The following is a 16,892-nucleotide window of genomic DNA, read 5'->3' on the forward strand; positions in this document are numbered from 1 at the left end:
TCCGATTAGAGTAGACCAATAATGTGGAGCACAATAGCTAGGACAAAGATACCCAAGATGATAACGATTGGAGAAACTTTTCTCTTAAGAAGGTACATACAGAGGAAAGTCAAACCAAGGGCAGCAAGACCAGGAATCAATTGGTTCAAGTTATCTTGCAAGGTTGTCACTTTGTTAACGTCAAGAGAGCGACCGGCAGCTTGTTGATGGAAGGCTTCTTTAACACCGGCAATACCTTTTGGAAGTTTATCCCAATCGATATAAGCACCTTCTTGTTGTTTAACAGTAGAGACAACTGGTGTGAAGGTGATACTTACCCAACGTTGGATAAGAGAACCGATAACGAACATCCCCATCATTGATGCGCCACGAGTTACTTGTTGAAGAAGGTTACCAGATACGTCGTCTGTAATCGCAGCACCAGCTCTATAACCGAACTCTTGAGTGTACCATTTAACGGCAGCGACCATAGCATTCCAAAGTACGAAGAAGACGATAGGTCCCAAGATGTTACCTGAAACAGCCAAACCTGCTCCTAATGAAAGGAAGATTGGGCGAAGGGTAAACCAGAAGAGAGGGTCACCGGCACCTGCAAGAGGTCCCATCATACCAACCTTAACCCCTGAGATAGCGGCATCATCGATGTCCGCCCCGTTAGCACGTTCTTCTTCCAAGGCAAGTGTAACCCCAAAGATTGGGTTAGCCATGAAAGGTTGTGTATTGAAGAATTCCAAGTGACGTTTAAGAGCAGCTACACGGTCTTCTTTTGTTTGATAAAGTTTTTTGATTGCAGGAATAAGGGTGTAAGCCACACCACCATTTTGCATACGTTCATAGTTGAATGAAGCTAAAAGAAAGTATGAGCGCAAGAAAGCTTTGAAACGATCTGCTTTTGTTAATTTAATTTTTGAATCAGCCATTTTCTTTCCTCCTAATTAAAAGTCTTCCAGAATTTCACCGAGGGGATCACCTGATCCTCCATCATTTGAAGAACCATTTGAACCACTAGCTTCAAGTGCAAGGTACATAACGGCAAGACAGAGGCCGATGATACCCAAGCTAATCAAGGTCAATTCTTTGAGGGCAGCCAAAGCAAAACCAAGGAAGAAGAATGGCCAAACTTCGCGACTAGACATCATGTTGATAACCATGGCATAACCAACGGCTACAACCATACCACCACCGATTGTCATACCTGATGTTAACCATTCAGGCATAGATTCAAGACCAGATTGTACAAGGTGTGCAGGAATCAAGAGCAAGAGGAGGGCAGGGATAGCAACACGGAGACCTTGGAGGGACATACCGATAAAGTGCCATCTTTCAATACCAGCGATATCAGCATCTTCAGCACGACTATCCATAATGTGAGCGATGAAGACTGTAGCAGTACGGACAAACATTGTCAAGGCAAGACCGGCAACAGCCAAAGGCACCGCAAGGGCGATGGCAGGGCCAATCCCTTTAGCTCCTTGACCACCCAAGATAAGGATGATTGTAGAAGCTACAGCGGCAAGTGAGGCATCTGGTGCCATGGCAGCACCAACGTTAGCCCATCCCATAGTGATCAACTGTAAGCTACCACCCAACATTACGCCGAGTTCGAGATGACCAGTAACAAGACCGATTAGGGAACAAGCCACAACTGGCTGGTATGTTTCGATTTGGTCGTTAACTGAGCTACAACCGATAATGAAAGCAACAATTACGACTAAAATAATTTGTACTAAACTCATTTATGCATCCTCCAAAATTATTTCTTCTCTGCTAATTTAGTTTCAGCTGACTTAATCAAGGCATCAACGTTTGCTGGGCTATCACTTGGTACCCCACGAACGTCAAATTTGACACCCAATGATTGCAACTCTTTGATAGCATCCACATCTGTTTGGTCAAATGAAAGAGCTTTAGTAACGTTGACTTTTCCTTCTTTATAAGCTGAAGAACCAAGGTTGATTTCTTTAACATCAACACCTGCTTTAACAGCAGCAAGAGCATCTTCAACAGATTCAAAGAGAAGCATAGCACGTGTATCTCCAAAACGTGGGTCATTGTTTGCTTTAACCATGTTTTTAATTGGGATAACGTGAACTTGAACACCAGATGGAGCGGCTTGTTTAATCATGTTTGTACGAAGTTTATCATGACAAACAGTGTCTGAAACAACGATGATACGGTCTGGGTGAGTTGAGTGAGTCCAACCAGTCGCAACCTGACCGTGGAGAAGACGTGTGTCAACACGAGCCAAAACGTATTTGATTTTTCCATCACCAAGTACTGTTCCTTCAGGAATGGTACCTTTAGGAATAGAAGGTTTAGCGTCGGCTGGTTTAGTGTCTTCTTCAGGAATAAGGCCTTCTGGAAGGACTTTAACGCCTTCTTTTGTTTCCTTATAAATGTTAGCGACAATCTCTTCAACCCCAGCATCAGGAGCTACCATACGTTCCGTATATGCTTGGATAAGCATTGGCAAGTTGAGTCCTGTCACGATAACCATCTTGCGATTAGGATTTTCTTCCTTAATTCGGCTTGCCTGGTTAAATGGTGATCCAGACCAAAGGTCTGCAAGGACTAGAATTTCGTCGTCAGCGTCAAATTGAGCAATGGCATCTTTGAAGTGAGCGTACAAGTCGTCAGGACCTTCATTTGGCATGAAAGTAACCACTTGAACTTTCTCTTGTTCACCAAAAATCATAGAACCTGATTGGTGAATACCTTCAGCGAATTTACCATGGCTAGCAATAATAATACCGATACCCATTAGTGTTCTTCCTCCTTTTATATATTGTTTCTTAGGAATAGAAAAATGATTATTGGTATTAGCATCGATCAGTATGAAATGACAACAATATTTTTTTAGTCCCTCGAAAATTAGAACACTCTAATTATAGGACGTTATCATGAATTTGTCAATGGTTTTCGTAACAAAAGTGTCATATAATTGAAAAAAACATCAAATTATTGCAAATATACTTTTTTTTCAGACAATAAGTGTTAAATATAGTTTTAAGCTATATCTAACTAGAAGAAATAGGATTAAGAAAAAATGAGATAAATGCTTGTAATAGCTGGTATTGGCTGCTATAACTTCTTCAATCAACTATTTAATGTTAAATCTATAAGAAAAGAGGGCCTCCTTATGTCAGATTTACTAAGTATTTATAAAGAATTGCAAGCAAAAAAATGGGTGGACTTGAGTCACCAAATCAATGCAGAAAGTCCACACTTCCCTGCCCTTCCTGCCTTGCAACAAGAAGACCTCTTCACATTGAAAGATGGATTCCATGTCCAAAAATTTACAGTAGTTGGTCAATACGGAACGCATATTGATGCACCGATTCACTTTGTAGAAGGTGGTCGTTGGTTGGATGAGATTGCTCTCAAAGATCTTCTTTTACCACTCTATGTTATCGACAAGTCTAAAGAAGTTGCTGCGAATCCAAACTTTATCTTGAGCAAACAAGATATCTTAGACTTTGAAGCAGAACATGGACAAATTACTGAAGGGGCCTTTGTCGCTTTTCGTAGTGATTGGTCGAAGCGTTGGCCAGATCAAGATGCTATGCGCAACCTTGATGAAAATGGGGTTCAACAAAGTCCAGGGTGGAGCCGTGAAGCTCTAGAATTCTTGATTCATGAACGCCATGTTAAGGCTGTGGGTCATGAGACTTTTGATACAGATGCTGGTATTCCAGCAGCAGAACATGGCTTGGTTAACGAATACTACCTCTTGGAACAAAACATTTATCAGGTAGAAGTCTTGAATCAATTGGATCAAGTTCCAGCTGTTGGTGCTTTGATTTCGATTGCATTTCCTCACTGGGACAAGGCGACAGGCTCCCCAGTGCGTGCAGTGGCTATTTTACCTTAATCATAAGAAAAAACACCGAAGAAATTTTCGGTGTCTTTTCTTGTTTATAAGAAGAGTTCCTGGAGTTTGCGAGCAACGCCATCCTCTTCATTAGTCCACTCAATTTGTTCGTTAGCGTGGGGGAGAAGAACAGAGCTAGCATTCTTCATGGCATAACCAGTTTTAGCAAGTTCCAACATCTCTGTGTCGTTGTGTTCGTCTCCAAAAGCAATCAGATCATCCGTTGATTTGCGCATGGCCTTAAGTAAGTAGTTTAGGGCGTAGGCCTTGTTTATGCCTTTAGGCGAAAATTCCAAGATATTAAGCGGGCCACCCCAAGAATCAACTTCAATTTCTTCCTTGAAGTCCTTCTTGATGTCATCGGCAAGTTGGTACTTATCCTCATGACGAGTTTGCATAAGGAGAGCGTTAGGGTTGCGCGTGATTTTAGTTGGTTCTAAACGCATAGCCTCAATAATTTTATCAACACCAAAGAGTTGTGGTTGAATACGCTCTGGGTGATTCATAGTGATATAGAAGTGTTTTCGATATTCACTAGCCAGAAAATCCATCTCTAATTCATCATGGCGTTGTAAGAGGCTAATCAGATATTTCTTATCTAATTTAACCGAATGCTCATAAGCCCAGTCTTGGTCTGGAAGATTGGTCAAAGAGCCGTTGAAGGTGATGAGTGGTGTTTCTAACCCTAGTGTTTTGTAATGGTCAATAGCCATACGATAAGGACGACCTGTAGCAATAACAACTTGGTGTCCTTTATTTTGTACATCTTTAATCGTTTTTTGTGTGAATTCTGAAATAGTTCCATCTGGGCGCAAGAGCGTTCCATCAAGATCTAGTGCAATCAATTTTTTTGTCATGTTCCTATTATAGCAAAAATCTGTCCTTTGTTGGTGATTGAGAAAGAGCTTTCTAAGAACGTTCGGTTTTTCATAAGAAAAGTCTCAGGAAATAAACCTTGCACCGTCAAATAATTTCATGTAGAATAGTAATGTTGCATTCTACATGAGAATGTTCCGAAATTATTCGGATTTTGACAATATTTTTTATTAAGGAGTCTAAACTTTCATGGAAAAGTTTTTCAAATTGAAAGAACATGGTACTGACGTCCGTACAGAAGTGACTGCCGGATTGACAACTTTCTTTGCCATGTCTTACATCCTCTTTGTTAACCCAGCGATGTTGGCTCAGACAGGAATGCCTGCACAAGGTGTTTTCTTAGCAACAATTATTGGTGCGGTTGCAGGGACGTTGATGATGGCATTTTATGCTAACCTACCATACGCCCAAGCGCCTGGTATGGGGCTTAATGCCTTCTTCACCTACACAGTGGTTTTTTCTTTGGGTTACACTTGGCAAGAGGCCTTAGCAATGGTCTTTCTATGTGGTGTTATTTCATTGATCATCACAGTAACTAAAGTACGTAAGATGATTATTGAGTCTATTCCAACAGCCCTCAAATCTGCGATTTCAGCAGGTATCGGTGTTTTCCTTGCATATGTGGGAATTAAAAATGCTGGTTTCTTGAAATTCTCAATTAATCCTCATACCTACACTGTAGCAGGTAAAGGTGCTGACATGGCCAAGGCGTCAATTACAGCTTCATCGTCAGCTACACCAGGTTTGGTTGCTTTCAATAACCCAACTGTAATTGTAGGTTTGATTGGTCTTGCGATTGCGATTTTCTTTATTGTTAAAGGTATTCGTGGTGGTGTTCTTCTTTCAATCCTTGTAACGACTATCATTGCTATTTTTGCTGGTGTTGTTGATCTTGGAAGCATTGACTGGCACGCAGCTAGCTTGACATCATCTATTAAAGACCTTGGTCAGGTCTTTGGTGCAGCGCTTGGATCAAAGGGATTGGGATCACTCTTTTCAGACGTTTCTCGTTTGCCTGGTGTCTTTATGGCTATTCTTGCCTTTTCATTGACTGATATCTTCGATACTATCGGTACCTTGATCGGTACTGGTGAGAAGGTTGGTATCATTGCTTCAACAGGTGATAACAACGAATCAAAAGCTCTTGACCGTGCCCTTTACTCTGACCTTGTTGGTACAAGTATTGGTGCCATTGCAGGGACTTCAAACGTTACAACTTACGTTGAATCTGCAGCAGGTATTGGTGCTGGTGGACGTACTGGTTTGACAGCTCTTGTGGTTGCTGTACTCTTTGCCATTTCTAGTTTCTTTAGTCCAGTGGTATCAATCGTTCCTAATGCTGCCACAGCGCCTATTCTTATTATTGTAGGTGTTATGATGCTCTCTAACCTTAAGAGTGTCGATTGGGAAGACTTGTCTGAAGCTATTCCTGCCTTCTTCACTTCTATTTTCATGGGATTCTCATATAGCATTACCTATGGTATCGCAGCTGGTTTCCTTACTTATACTTTGGTCAAAATCGTCAAAGGTCAAGCTAAGGATGTCCACTTTATTATGTGGATTTTGGATATCTTGTTTATCCTTAACTTCATCAGTATGGCTGTGTTCTAAAGCTTGAAAGTTAAAAGTCTGTATATTTGTCAGGCTTTTTCTTTTGCGATTTTTATCTGGAGGAATGTGAGAGAGTTACTATTGGTTAACTTTTGAAACTATAGTAAGTTTTACAAAAACATTTCTAATCTATGAGTGTTTAGCGTGCCCAAAATAAATTAAAAATTAAAATACACATCTTAATTTCTTACTTAAATGATTCAATATTTATAAGTTTCTACTGTATTTTTACAGTGGATTCTAGTCCATATTTTTATTTTTTGATATAATGAGAACATGATTTACAGTCAAAATGAAGAAGAATTGATTAGTATCGGTCAAAAGCTAGGTCGACTGCTCGATTCTGGAGATATAATTGTTCTCTCAGGTGATCTGGGAGCTGGCAAAACAACCTTAACCAAGGGAATTGCCAAAGGTTTGGATATTTCACAGATGATAAAGAGTCCAACCTATACTATTGTAAGGGAGTATGAGGGGCGAGTGCCACTCTATCATTTAGATGTCTACCGCATTGGTGATGATCCAGATTCTATTGATTTGGATGATTTTCTGTATGGTGAAGGTGTGACAATCATCGAGTGGGGTGAGCTCCTAGATGAGAGTCTGTTAGGTGATTATCTCCTAATTTCGATATCTCATCATGGAGATGGACGTCAGTTGCTTTTTGAATCTTTCGGTCCTAGAAGTAAGGAGATTCAGGAGGCAATGGTAAATGGCTGAGCAAGAATTAGTCATTGAGGAAGCCCAAAGAGAGGATGCTGCCTCTCTAGCTCGTTTACTAGAGACTGTAGCCTTAGAATCGGATTTTCTAGCACAAGATGATAGAAGTTCTATACTGAGTGCTGAACAGTTAGCCACTTATATTGAAGGTCATCAACATAGGCTTAATGAGATTTGTTTGGTGGCGAAATTGGGTCATGAGGTCATAGGTGTTTGTAATGTTACCTCGGATCAAGATACTAAGACCAGTCATATTGGTGACGTATTTATTGCGGTTTCTAAACCCTACTGGGGGAATGGTGTTGGCCAGTTTCTTATGGAAACAATGATTGACTGGGCAGATCATACCCCAGCTATCCGTCGCTTAGAGTTGACGGTTCAAGCACGTAATGAGCGTGCGGTTCATCTCTATCAAAAATTTGGCTTTGACATTGAAGGCACTAAGAAACGTGGTGCAAGAACTAAAAATGGAGAATTTCTAGATGTTTACCTTATGGCTAAACTCATAGATTAGGAAAAAACATGAAACTTGGACGAAAAATTTTATTGATGTTGTTGGCGATTTTTGCAACGACAGTAGTAGCTGCTGGTATTTACCTAACGACAACTTATAATTACGCCACAGGCGAATTGTCAAAAACGTTTAGGACTTCTAAAGCAATTTCTGGGAATAGTAAGGCTATTCAACAGACTAAGCCTATAACTATTCTCTTGATGGGGGTAGATACAGGATCCAAAGAACGTAAGGAAACCTGGGAAGGAAACTCTGATACCATGATTTTGGTAACAGTGAATCCTAAAACTAAGAAAACAACCATGACCAGTTTGGAACGTGACCTTTTGACAGATATTGAGGGGTCAGGTGAAGCAAAACTAAATTCAGCCTATGCTGAGGGTGGTGCTGACTTGGCTATTTCAACCATTCAAAAGGTTTTAGATATTGATATTGACTATTATGCACTGATTAATATGCAGGGTATGATTGATTTGGTAGATGCTGTTGGTGGTATTGAGGTAACGAATCATTTTGATTTTCCAATTTCGATTGCGGAAAATGAACCTGAATTTCAGGCAAAAGTTGAGCCCGGAACCCATAAAATCAATGGTGAGCAAGCTTTAGTCTATTCACGTATGCGTTACGATGACCCTGATGGTGACTATGGTCGACAAAAACGTCAACGTGAGGTTATTCAAAAAGTTGTAGCTAAGCTCTTGAAGATGGACTCTATTGGTTCTTACAAGAAAATTTTATCGGCTGTAAGTTCTAATGTTCAGACAAGTATCGATCTTGGTGATACCAATACTTTGCGTAGCTTGATGGGTTATAGTGATGCCCTTAAAAATATTAAATCATACCAATTGGCCGGTTCGGATGCCATGATCAATGGAGGAAGCTATCAAGTAGCCTCCACTGAGGATATTCTTAAGGTGCAAAATCGTATCAAGAAGGAAGTTGGTAAGAAAAAAGTCTCTGAATCTAATCTTAAGACTAGTTTGGTTCTCTATGGTTCTGGTAGCTCTAACTATGGCTCAGATGATTTTGTTAATTCCAAAGGAAACGTGGCTTCGAGTGAAGTATCTTCAAATTATGAGGCCTGGCCATCTGAGGCAGCAGGTGGTGGATCGGTAAGTACCTACAATGGAGGCACTACCTATAGCAATAACTATAGTGAAAACACTGGTAATTATGTTCAGGAACAAGGTACGACAACCCCTACATACAATAATAATGGATCGGGTGTGACTACTTACAGCACTGTTCCAGCGGCGCAATAAATAAGGTTGGGTGATTCCCAACCTTTTTGCTTTGAAATGATATGGTTATTCCTTGCAATGGCTTTTGAGCTATGCTATAATATAGGAAAATAACGAAAGAGAGGCGGAGTAGAAACTTCGTCTCTTGTGTGTGTAAGGAGGTCATAATGTCGCAAAAAATTATTGATCTCGTGACGGCAGTCGTAGCTCCAGCTATTCCTGAGCCATACGAACTGGTCGATATCGAGTACGAAAAGCTTGGCGGTGACTATGTCTTGTCAGTTTTGATTGATAAGCCAGGAGGTATTACTGTAGAAGATACTGCAGACTTGACTGAAATTATCAGTCCTCTCTTGGATACTATTCAGCCTGATCCTTTCCCGGATCAATACATGCTGGAAGTTTCTAGTCCAGGGTTAGAGCGTCCCTTAAAAACCAAAGAAGCTTTGACAAATGCTGTTGGTCAATATATCAATGTTAGTCTTTACAAGGCTATTGATAAGATCAAGATTTTCCAAGGTGACTTGGTGGCCTTTGATGGGGAAACCCTAACAATTGATTACCTTGATAAGACTCGCCATAAAACTGTTGAGATTCCCTATCAAACAGTTGCTAAAGCTCGTTTGGCAGTCAAACTCTAAAACTCTTAGTGTAAATAAAGAAAGGATGCCAGTTTTAGCCTTTAGAGGCTAAAACAACAAAGAATATGAGCAAAGAAATGCTAGAAGCCTTCCGTGTCTTGGAAGAAGAAAAACACATTAACAAGGAAGATATCATCGATGCTGTGGTTGAATCGCTTAAGTCAGCCTACAAGCGTCGTTATGGTCAGTCAGAATCAGCTGTAGTTGAATTCAATGAAAAAACAGGTGATTTTCAAGTTTATACTGTTCGAGAAGTTGTAGATGAAGTCTTTGATAGTCGTTTGGAAATTAGCTTGAAAGATGCCCTTGCTATCAGCTCTGCCTACGAGCTTGGTGACAAGATTCGTTTTGAAGAGTCAGTCGATGAATTTGGCCGTGTCGCAGCGCAATCTGCCAAACAAACCATTATGGAAAAGATGCGCAAGCAGATGCGTGAAATTACTTATAATGACTATAAGCAACATGAAGGTGAAATCATGCAAGGAACAGTTGAACGTTTTGACCAACGTTTCATTTATGTGAATCTTGGAACGCTCGAAGCTCAATTGTCACGCCAAGACCAAATTCCTGGCGAAAGCTTTAAGTCACACGACGTCATCGATGTTTATGTTTATAAAGTTGAAAACAACCCTAAAGGTGTTAACGTCTTTGTAAGCCGTAGCCATCCAGAATTCATCAAACGTATCATGGAACAAGAAATTCCTGAAGTATTTGATGGAACTGTAGAGATCATGAGCGTGTCTCGTGAAGCTGGTGATCGTACCAAAGTTGCTGTTCGCAGTCATAACCCTAACGTTGATGCTATTGGTACTATCGTTGGTCGTGGTGGAAGCAACATCAAGAAAGTTGTCAGCCGTTTCCACCCAACACGTTTGGATGCTAAGACGGGAATTGAAGTTCCTGTTGAGGAAAATATTGACGTTATTCAATGGGTTGAAGATCCAGCTGAATTTATCTACAATGCTATTGCACCGGCTGAAGTGGACTATGTTCTCTTTGACGAAGATGATAGCAAACGTGCGACAGTAGTTGTACCAGATAACAAATTATCTCTTGCAATTGGTCGTCGTGGACAAAACGTTCGTTTGGCAGCTCATTTGACTGGTTACCGTATTGACATCAAGTCAGCTTCTGAATATGAAGCACTCGAAGCTGAAAAAGCTGAGGCTGCTACTGAGGAAGTTGTTGACGAGATTGTTGCAGAAGATGCTACACCTGTTGAAGTCACAACAGAAGAAGTAACTGAAACAACAGAAGCAGAATAAGAAGAACATAGAGGTGTTTGATGGCTAAAACACGAAAAATACCTTTACGCAAATCAGTTGTCTCAGGAGAAATCATTGATAAACGTGATTTGCTCCGCATTGTAAAAACTAAAGATGGTGAGATTTTCATTGATCCAACAGGAAAAAAAATGGCCGAGGTGCTTACATTAAATTAGATAATGAAGAAGCTCTCCAAGCTAAAAAGAAACGTGCTTTTAACCATAGTTTCTCCATGGATGTTCCTGAAAGTTTTTATGATGAACTCATTGCTTATGTGGATCACAAGGTCAAAAGAAGAGAGTTAGGTCTTGAATAACACAGAAAAATTGTCAAATATGTTGGGACTAGCACAAAGAGCTGGAAAGCTTATTTCTGGCGAAGAACTTGTCATCAAGGCAGTTCAATCAGGACAGGCGAGACTAGTTTTTCTTGCCAATGATGCTGGTAGTAACGTGACTAAAAAGACGACTGATAAATGTAACTACTATAATATAGAAGTCTCCACAGTGTTTAACGCACTGGAATTAAGCATGGCTATTGGTAAACCAAGAAAAACGGTTGCTGTAGTTGATGCTGGATTTTCAAAGAAAATGAGGACTCTTATGGACTAAAGAATAGGAGGACATCACGTGTCAAAGAAACGATTATATGAAATCGCAAAAGAGGTTGGTGTAGAAAGTAAGGTTGTTGTTGCGAAAGCTCAAGAACTTGGTCTTTCTGTGAAGAGCCATTCCTCATCAGTTGAAGAAGCTGATGCTAATCGTATCACTTCAAGTTTAAAAGGGGGAACAGCTAAGGCTGAAAGCAAGCCAGCTCCTAAAGCGACACCAACTCCTAAAGAGGAAAAGGTAGCGCCTAAGGTTGATAAGGTACCTGTTGCCAAATCAGCTCCAGCTAAAGAAACATCAAAGGCTGAAGTCAAAGAAGCCCCTGCGACTCCGAAAAAACCACAAAGCCGTAATTTTAAGGCAGAACGTGAAGCACGTGCCAAGGCAGAAGCAGAGCGTCGTCAAAACGGCGGAGGCCGTGACAACCGTAATCGTAACCGAAATCAACAAGGGAACGATCAAGGTAAACGTCAGAATAATGATCGTCGCAACCAAAATGGAAATGGTCAAGGCAACCGTAATAATGGGAACCGCGGTAACAATAGTAATCGTGACCGTAATTTCAAAGGTAAACAGCGCAATGATCAAGGTCGAAATAAACGTAACGATGCTGCCCGTAACAATCAGGCAGGACCACGTATTGACTTTAAAGCGCGTGCAGCAGCCTTGAAAGCAGAGCAAAATGCAGAATATTCACGTCAAAGTGAAACACGCTTCCGTGAAGAAAAAGCTGCAGAGCAACGCCGTGCGAAAGAGCAAGAAAAGGCAAGAAAAGAAAAACAACAGGCTGAAGTCGCTGCTCAAAAAGCAGTTGCTGAAGCTAAGCCAGCTCCCAAACCAGCACCGGTTGCTCAACCAGCTCCAGCTGCGCAAGCACAAGATACACGTCGTAAAAAGGCACGTCCAGATAAATCACGTGATAATCGTCGCGAGAATGAAGATGGACCTAAGCAAACAAGAAATAATAAGTGGAATAATCAAAACCAAGTGAGAAATCAACGAAATAGTAACTGGAATAAAAACAAAAATAAAAAAGGTAAAAATAACCGTGGTAATTCAGCTCCCAAACCAGTAACAGAGCGTAAATTCCATGAATTACCAAAAGAATTTGAATATACTGAAGGCATGACGGTTGCAGAAATCGCAAAACGTATTAAACGTGAGCCAGCTGAGATCGTTAAGAAACTCTTCATGATGGGCGTTATGGCAACTCAAAACCAATCTCTTGATGGGGATACTATTGAGTTGTTGATGGTTGACTACGGTATTGAGGCAACTAAGAAAGAAGAAGTCGATAATGCTGATATCGAACGTTTCTTTGTTGACGAAGACTACCTCAATAAAGATGCTATGGTAGAACGTGCACCAGTTGTTACTATCATGGGACACGTTGACCATGGTAAAACAACCCTTCTTGATACCCTTCGTAACTCACGTGTTGCGACTGGAGAAGCTGGTGGTATCACACAGCATATTGGTGCCTACCAAATTGAAGAGGGTGGTAAGAAAATCACCTTCCTTGATACTCCAGGACACGCGGCCTTTACATCTATGCGTGCCCGTGGTGCTTCTGTTACAGATATTACTATCTTGATTGTCGCTGCGGATGACGGTGTTATGCCACAAACTATTGAAGCCATCAACCACTCTAAGGCTGCTGGTGTTCCAATCATTGTTGCGATTAACAAGATTGATAAACCAGGTGCTAACCCAGAGCGTGTAATCGGTGAATTGGCTGAACATGGCGTTATCTCAACTGCATGGGGTGGCGATAGCGAATTCGTTGAAATTTCAGCGAAGTTTGGTCAAAACATTGAAGAGTTACTTGAAACAGTTCTTCTTGTGGCTGAAGTGGAAGAACTTAAAGCTGACCCAACAGTTCGTGCCATCGGTACCGTTATTGAAGCGCGTTTGGATAAAGGTAAAGGTGCGGTTGCAACCCTCCTTGTTCAACAAGGTACCTTGCATGTTCAAGACCCAATCGTTGTTGGTAATACCTTCGGACGTGTCCGTGCTATGACCAATGACCTTGGTCGTCGTATTAAGACTGCAGCACCATCAACACCAGTTTCAATTACTGGTTTGAACGAAGCGCCTATGGCGGGTGACCATTTTGCCGTTTATGAAGACGAAAAAGCAGCTCGTGCAGCTGGTGAAGAACGTGCTAAACGTGCCCTTATGAAACAACGTCAACAAACACATCGTGTTAGTCTTGATAACCTCTTTGATACCCTTAAAGCTGGTGAATTGAAGACTGTTAATGTTATCATCAAGGCCGACGTACAAGGTTCTGTTGAAGCCTTGGCAGCATCACTTCTTAAGATTGATGTTGAGGGTGTTCGTGTTAATGTTGTTCACTCAGCAGTAGGTGCTATAAACGAATCTGATATTACTCTTGCGGAAGCTTCAGATGCTGTTGTTATCGGATTTAACGTTCGTCCTACACCACAAGCACGTCAACAAGCGGAAACTGATGAAGTTGAAATTCGTCTTCACAGCATCATCTACAAGGTTATCGAAGAAATCGAAGATGCCATGAAAGGGATGCTTGATCCTGAATTTGAAGAAAAAGTCATTGGTGAAGCTATTATCCGTGAAACCTTCAAGGTTTCTAAAGTCGGAACAATCGGTGGGTTCATGGTTACTAGTGGTAAAATCACTCGTGACTCAAGTGCCCGTGTGATTCGTGATGGTGTCGTTATTTTTGATGGTAAATTGGCAAGCTTGAAACACTTTAAAGATGACGTTAAAGAAGTCGGAAACGCTCAAGAGGGTGGTTTGATGATTGAAAACTATAACGATATTAAAGTTGATGACGTTATCGAAGCTTACATTATGGAAGAAATTAAACGTTAATTTTGTTAGCTTTTAAGAAAGCTTACTTAGGAGACAAAGCTAGGTCATCTGGCCTGGCTTTTGTTCCATCATAATAAGAGAGAAAGGATAAGACTATGGGAAATTCATTTCGTGTAGACCGTGTTGGTATGGAAATCAAACGTGAGGTCAATGAAATTCTTCAAAAGAAAGTTCGTGACCCACGTGTGCAAGATGTCACTATCACAGATGTGCAAATGCTAGGCGATTTGTCAGCTGCTAAGATTTTTTACACTATTCATTCAACCTTGGCCTCAGATAACCAAAAAGCACAAACTGGTCTTGAAAAGGCTACTGGGACAATCAAGCGTGAACTTGGTAAAAAATTGACCATGTATAAGATTCCGGATTTGACCTTCATTAAGGATGAGTCTATCGAATACGGTAATAAAATTGATGAAATGCTTCGTAATTTGGAGCGTAAAGACTAAGAAAAAATTCCTGCCATAACTGACAGGAATTTTGCGTTATAATAGAATAAAAAGGAGGACTTCAATGAAAATAACGGTCTATTTGGGAGCTAATATGGGTGACAGTCCTAGCTTTAAGAAAGCAACAATTGCCTTGGGTCAGTGGATTGCTAAAAATGGGCATACTCTAGTCTATGGTGGCAGTAAGATGGGACTTATGGGAGTTCTTGGTGATACGATTTTGGAAAATGGTGGACAGGCTCATGGGATTATGCCACAATTCCTCAAAGATAGGGAGATAGCTTATGAGGGGTTAACCTCAATGACAATAGTAGAAACTATGGCAGAACGAAAGACTGCTATGCTAGAGCAAGGAGATCTCTTTATCGCACTTCCAGGAGGTCTAGGGACACTGGAAGAAATCTCTGAAGCTATTGCAGCTGCTCGAGTCGGTAAGTTGGACAAACCCTGTGTTTTCTTCAATCTCAATGGCTATTATGATGCTATGAAAATGATGTTAGATACCATGGTTACTCATGATTTTTTGGAGGCTGAAACAGCAGCAAAATTCCTCTTTACAGATGATTTTTCAGAAATTGAAGCTTTCGTCCAGTCTTATGAACCACCTCAATTGAGACGTTATCGGTAGTATTGCTTTAATTTGTAAAAATGAGATGAATTAAAAAGATTCAATGACACATCATTGAATCTTTTTAATTAAATCTTTACAAATATTTCTTAGCGACTTCAATATCGCCAGCATAGTTATCACGTTTACCATTTACGATCTGGAAGGCATCAGCACCTTTACCAGCGATAACCACAGCGTCTTTAGAGTCTGTAGTCTCAGACATTGCTGTTTTGATTGCTTCCTCTCGATCGACAATGATACGAACCTCGCGACTGATGTGGCTAGCAATTTCCTGACAGATAGCAAGAGGATCTTCCTTGTTAGGATCATCAGCTGTTAGGATGACATCAACATCAGGGTAGGTATTGAGGACATGTCCAAAGTCTTTACGACGACTTTCACCCTTATTTCCAGGAGCCCCTAGAATTAGGCTAATATGGCCATCTTGATGGCTAGTTACGACTTGTAAGAGCTTATCTAGGCTATCTCCATTGTGAGCATAGTCAACAAATATCTTAGCCCCATTAGTTTGGGTTAGAACCTCCATACGCCCTGGAACAGAAGTTTGAGCGATTCCTTTCTTGATGTCTTGAAGGCTAGCTCCGAGACGTAGGCAGGCCAGACCAGTAGCCATGGCATTGTCCTGGTTAAAGTCACCGATGAGTTGGATATCATAGTCACCGGCTAATTTCCCACTTGCCTTAAAGCTAAAACCTGAGCCATGTTTAACAGCATTGTCGGAGTTTTTACCATAGAAGTCATGCTCTTTATCCGCAACTTCCTCAGCGATAAAAGCAAAGTGATCCATACCGCTATTGACGATAACAACTCGACTGTTTTCCAAGAGGAGACGCTTATGGTAGAAGTAGTCTTCAAAGGTTGGGTGTTCAATAGGCCCAATATGGTCTGGGCTGATGTTAAGAAAGACACCTACATCAAAAGTCAATCCATAGACACGCTTAGTCAGATAGGCTTGACTTGAGACTTCCATAATCAGATGGGTCATGCCATTAGCAACAGCTTCAGCCATCATACGGAAAAGGTCCAAACTCTCAGGTGTTGTTAAGGTAGACTTGAAGAAGTTTTTTCCGTCTAATGTCGTGTTCATGGTTGAAAGCATAGCAGGTTTATGACTTTGCTTGAGAATATTGAAGGCAAAGTAGGCTGCTGTTGTTTTCCCTTTTGTCCCAGTAAAAGCCAGCAATTTAAGCTTGTTTTGAGGGTATTGGTAGAAGGCCTGAGCAACGAGGCTCATAGCCTGCTTGATATCTGATACGATAATGGCAGGAATTCCCACTTGATAATCTTTTTCAGCCACGTAGAAACTCAAGCCAGCTTTGACAGCATTCTCTAAAAATTCAGGCTTGAAGGCAGCTCCTTTGGCAAAGAAGAGGGACGATGGTGTGACATCACGACTATCATAAGAAAGATGATCAAAAGTCACCCCAGTCCATGAATAGTAGTACTTGTCTTGGTCGATAATATCTCTAAAATTATGGTCCTTTTTAAGAACCTCTAGAACTTGTTCAATAGTAATCATAGTTCCTATTTTAGCCTTAATGTTCTTGTTTTACAAGTCACAGCCAAAAGTTTATAATAAACTAGATTATATTTTATTCTCTAGAAAGAA

Annotated in this window: 16 protein-coding genes and 1 pseudogene; 12 read left to right on the top strand and 5 right to left on the bottom strand. The window is 40.8% G+C overall.

All coding sequences use genetic code 11. The features are described 5' to 3' along the window. Positions 1–5: 5 nt before the first annotated feature. From HMPREF2697_RS01685 to HMPREF2697_RS01695, 3 genes are read right to left on the bottom strand one after another with little or no spacing between them, the layout of a single operon-like run. Entirely contained in the window at positions 6–920 is a 915-nt protein-coding gene (locus HMPREF2697_RS01685) for a PTS system mannose/fructose/sorbose family transporter subunit IID (protein ID WP_045768766.1), read from the bottom strand. A gap of 15 nt (positions 921–935) precedes the next feature. Further along, positions 936–1,736, bottom strand: a complete 801-nt coding sequence (locus tag HMPREF2697_RS01690) for a PTS mannose/fructose/sorbose transporter subunit IIC (RefSeq protein ID WP_021145048.1) — start codon at positions 1,734–1,736, stop codon at positions 936–938. Positions 1,737–1,753: 17 nt separating this feature from the next. Beyond that, positions 1,754–2,761 carry a PTS sugar transporter subunit IIB gene (locus HMPREF2697_RS01695; RefSeq protein WP_002886607.1) on the bottom strand — a complete coding sequence of 336 codons (1,008 nt, stop codon included), beginning with the start codon at positions 2,759–2,761 and terminating at the stop codon, positions 1,754–1,756. A gap of 378 nt (positions 2,762–3,139) precedes the next feature. Here HMPREF2697_RS01695 and HMPREF2697_RS01700 point away from each other — a divergent pair, with 378 nt between their 5' ends. Then, positions 3,140–3,871, top strand: coding sequence for a cyclase family protein (locus tag HMPREF2697_RS01700; RefSeq protein WP_045001939.1), 732 nt, complete (start codon positions 3,140–3,142; stop codon positions 3,869–3,871). A gap of 44 nt (positions 3,872–3,915) precedes the next feature. Here HMPREF2697_RS01700 and HMPREF2697_RS01705 read toward each other — a convergent pair whose 3' ends face one another. Beyond that, positions 3,916–4,728, bottom strand: a complete 813-nt coding sequence (locus HMPREF2697_RS01705; RefSeq protein ID WP_014633589.1) for a Cof-type HAD-IIB family hydrolase — start codon at positions 4,726–4,728, stop codon at positions 3,916–3,918. A gap of 208 nt (positions 4,729–4,936) precedes the next feature. Here HMPREF2697_RS01705 and HMPREF2697_RS01710 point away from each other — a divergent pair, with 208 nt between their 5' ends. The 11 genes and pseudogenes from HMPREF2697_RS01710 (at position 4,937) to HMPREF2697_RS01760 (ending at position 15,280) form a co-directional block, all read left to right on the top strand. Then, positions 4,937–6,358 (top strand): NCS2 family permease, encoded by a 1,422-nt coding sequence (locus HMPREF2697_RS01710; RefSeq protein WP_002889988.1) that lies wholly within the window; start codon positions 4,937–4,939, stop codon positions 6,356–6,358. A gap of 276 nt (positions 6,359–6,634) precedes the next feature. Further along, the gene (gene tsaE / locus HMPREF2697_RS01715) at positions 6,635–7,078 is read left to right on the top strand and encodes a tRNA (adenosine(37)-N6)-threonylcarbamoyltransferase complex ATPase subunit type 1 TsaE (protein ID WP_002883769.1); all 444 of its coding nucleotides are present in this window, start codon (positions 6,635–6,637) and stop codon (positions 7,076–7,078) included. Beyond that, on the top strand, positions 7,071–7,592 hold the full coding sequence (locus HMPREF2697_RS01720) for a GNAT family N-acetyltransferase (RefSeq protein ID WP_014633587.1): 522 nt from the start codon (positions 7,071–7,073) through the stop codon (positions 7,590–7,592). The genes tsaE and HMPREF2697_RS01720 overlap by 8 nt, the downstream gene beginning before the upstream one ends. An 8-nt stretch (positions 7,593–7,600) precedes the next feature. Next, complete coding sequence (locus tag HMPREF2697_RS01725) at positions 7,601–8,854, top strand: glycopolymer--peptidoglycan transferase LytR (RefSeq protein ID WP_045771725.1); 1,254 nt, start codon at positions 7,601–7,603, stop codon at positions 8,852–8,854. Positions 8,855–9,000: 146 nt separating this feature from the next. After that, positions 9,001–9,474 carry a ribosome maturation factor RimP gene (rimP, locus tag HMPREF2697_RS01730; protein WP_002883745.1) on the top strand — a complete coding sequence of 158 codons (474 nt, stop codon included), beginning with the start codon at positions 9,001–9,003 and terminating at the stop codon, positions 9,472–9,474. A 65-nt stretch (positions 9,475–9,539) separates the two neighbouring features. Next, positions 9,540–10,739, top strand: coding sequence for a transcription termination factor NusA (nusA, locus tag HMPREF2697_RS01735; protein ID WP_002886615.1), 1,200 nt, complete (start codon positions 9,540–9,542; stop codon positions 10,737–10,739). Positions 10,740–10,759: 20 nt separating this feature from the next. Beyond that, a pseudogene (rnpM, locus tag HMPREF2697_RS01740) lies at positions 10,760–11,055 on the top strand (RNase P modulator RnpM). Beyond that, positions 11,048–11,350: a YlxQ-related RNA-binding protein gene (locus HMPREF2697_RS01745; protein ID WP_002883776.1), complete on the top strand. Its 303-nt coding sequence runs from the start codon at positions 11,048–11,050 to the stop codon at positions 11,348–11,350. The pseudogene rnpM and the gene HMPREF2697_RS01745 overlap by 8 nt, the downstream one beginning before the upstream one ends. Before the next feature lie 18 nt (positions 11,351–11,368). Beyond that, entirely contained in the window at positions 11,369–14,203 is a 2,835-nt protein-coding gene (infB, locus tag HMPREF2697_RS01750) for a translation initiation factor IF-2 (RefSeq protein WP_045771726.1), read from the top strand. Between the two features lie 95 nt (positions 14,204–14,298). Then, positions 14,299–14,652, top strand: coding sequence for a 30S ribosome-binding factor RbfA (rbfA, locus tag HMPREF2697_RS01755; RefSeq protein ID WP_002883798.1), 354 nt, complete (start codon positions 14,299–14,301; stop codon positions 14,650–14,652). A gap of 64 nt (positions 14,653–14,716) precedes the next feature. After that, on the top strand, positions 14,717–15,280 hold the full coding sequence (locus HMPREF2697_RS01760; RefSeq protein ID WP_013990078.1) for an LOG family protein: 564 nt from the start codon (positions 14,717–14,719) through the stop codon (positions 15,278–15,280). A 76-nt stretch (positions 15,281–15,356) separates the two neighbouring features. Here HMPREF2697_RS01760 and HMPREF2697_RS01765 read toward each other — a convergent pair whose 3' ends face one another. After that, the gene (locus HMPREF2697_RS01765; protein ID WP_070849364.1) at positions 15,357–16,802 is read right to left on the bottom strand and encodes a UDP-N-acetylmuramoyl-L-alanyl-D-glutamate--L-lysine ligase; all 1,446 of its coding nucleotides are present in this window, start codon (positions 16,800–16,802) and stop codon (positions 15,357–15,359) included. Positions 16,803–16,892: the final 90 nt, after the last annotated feature.

The sequence above is a fragment of the Streptococcus sp. HMSC064D12 genome, from assembly GCF_001837205.1.
GTDB classification, from domain to species: domain Bacteria; phylum Bacillota; class Bacilli; order Lactobacillales; family Streptococcaceae; genus Streptococcus; species Streptococcus salivarius_D.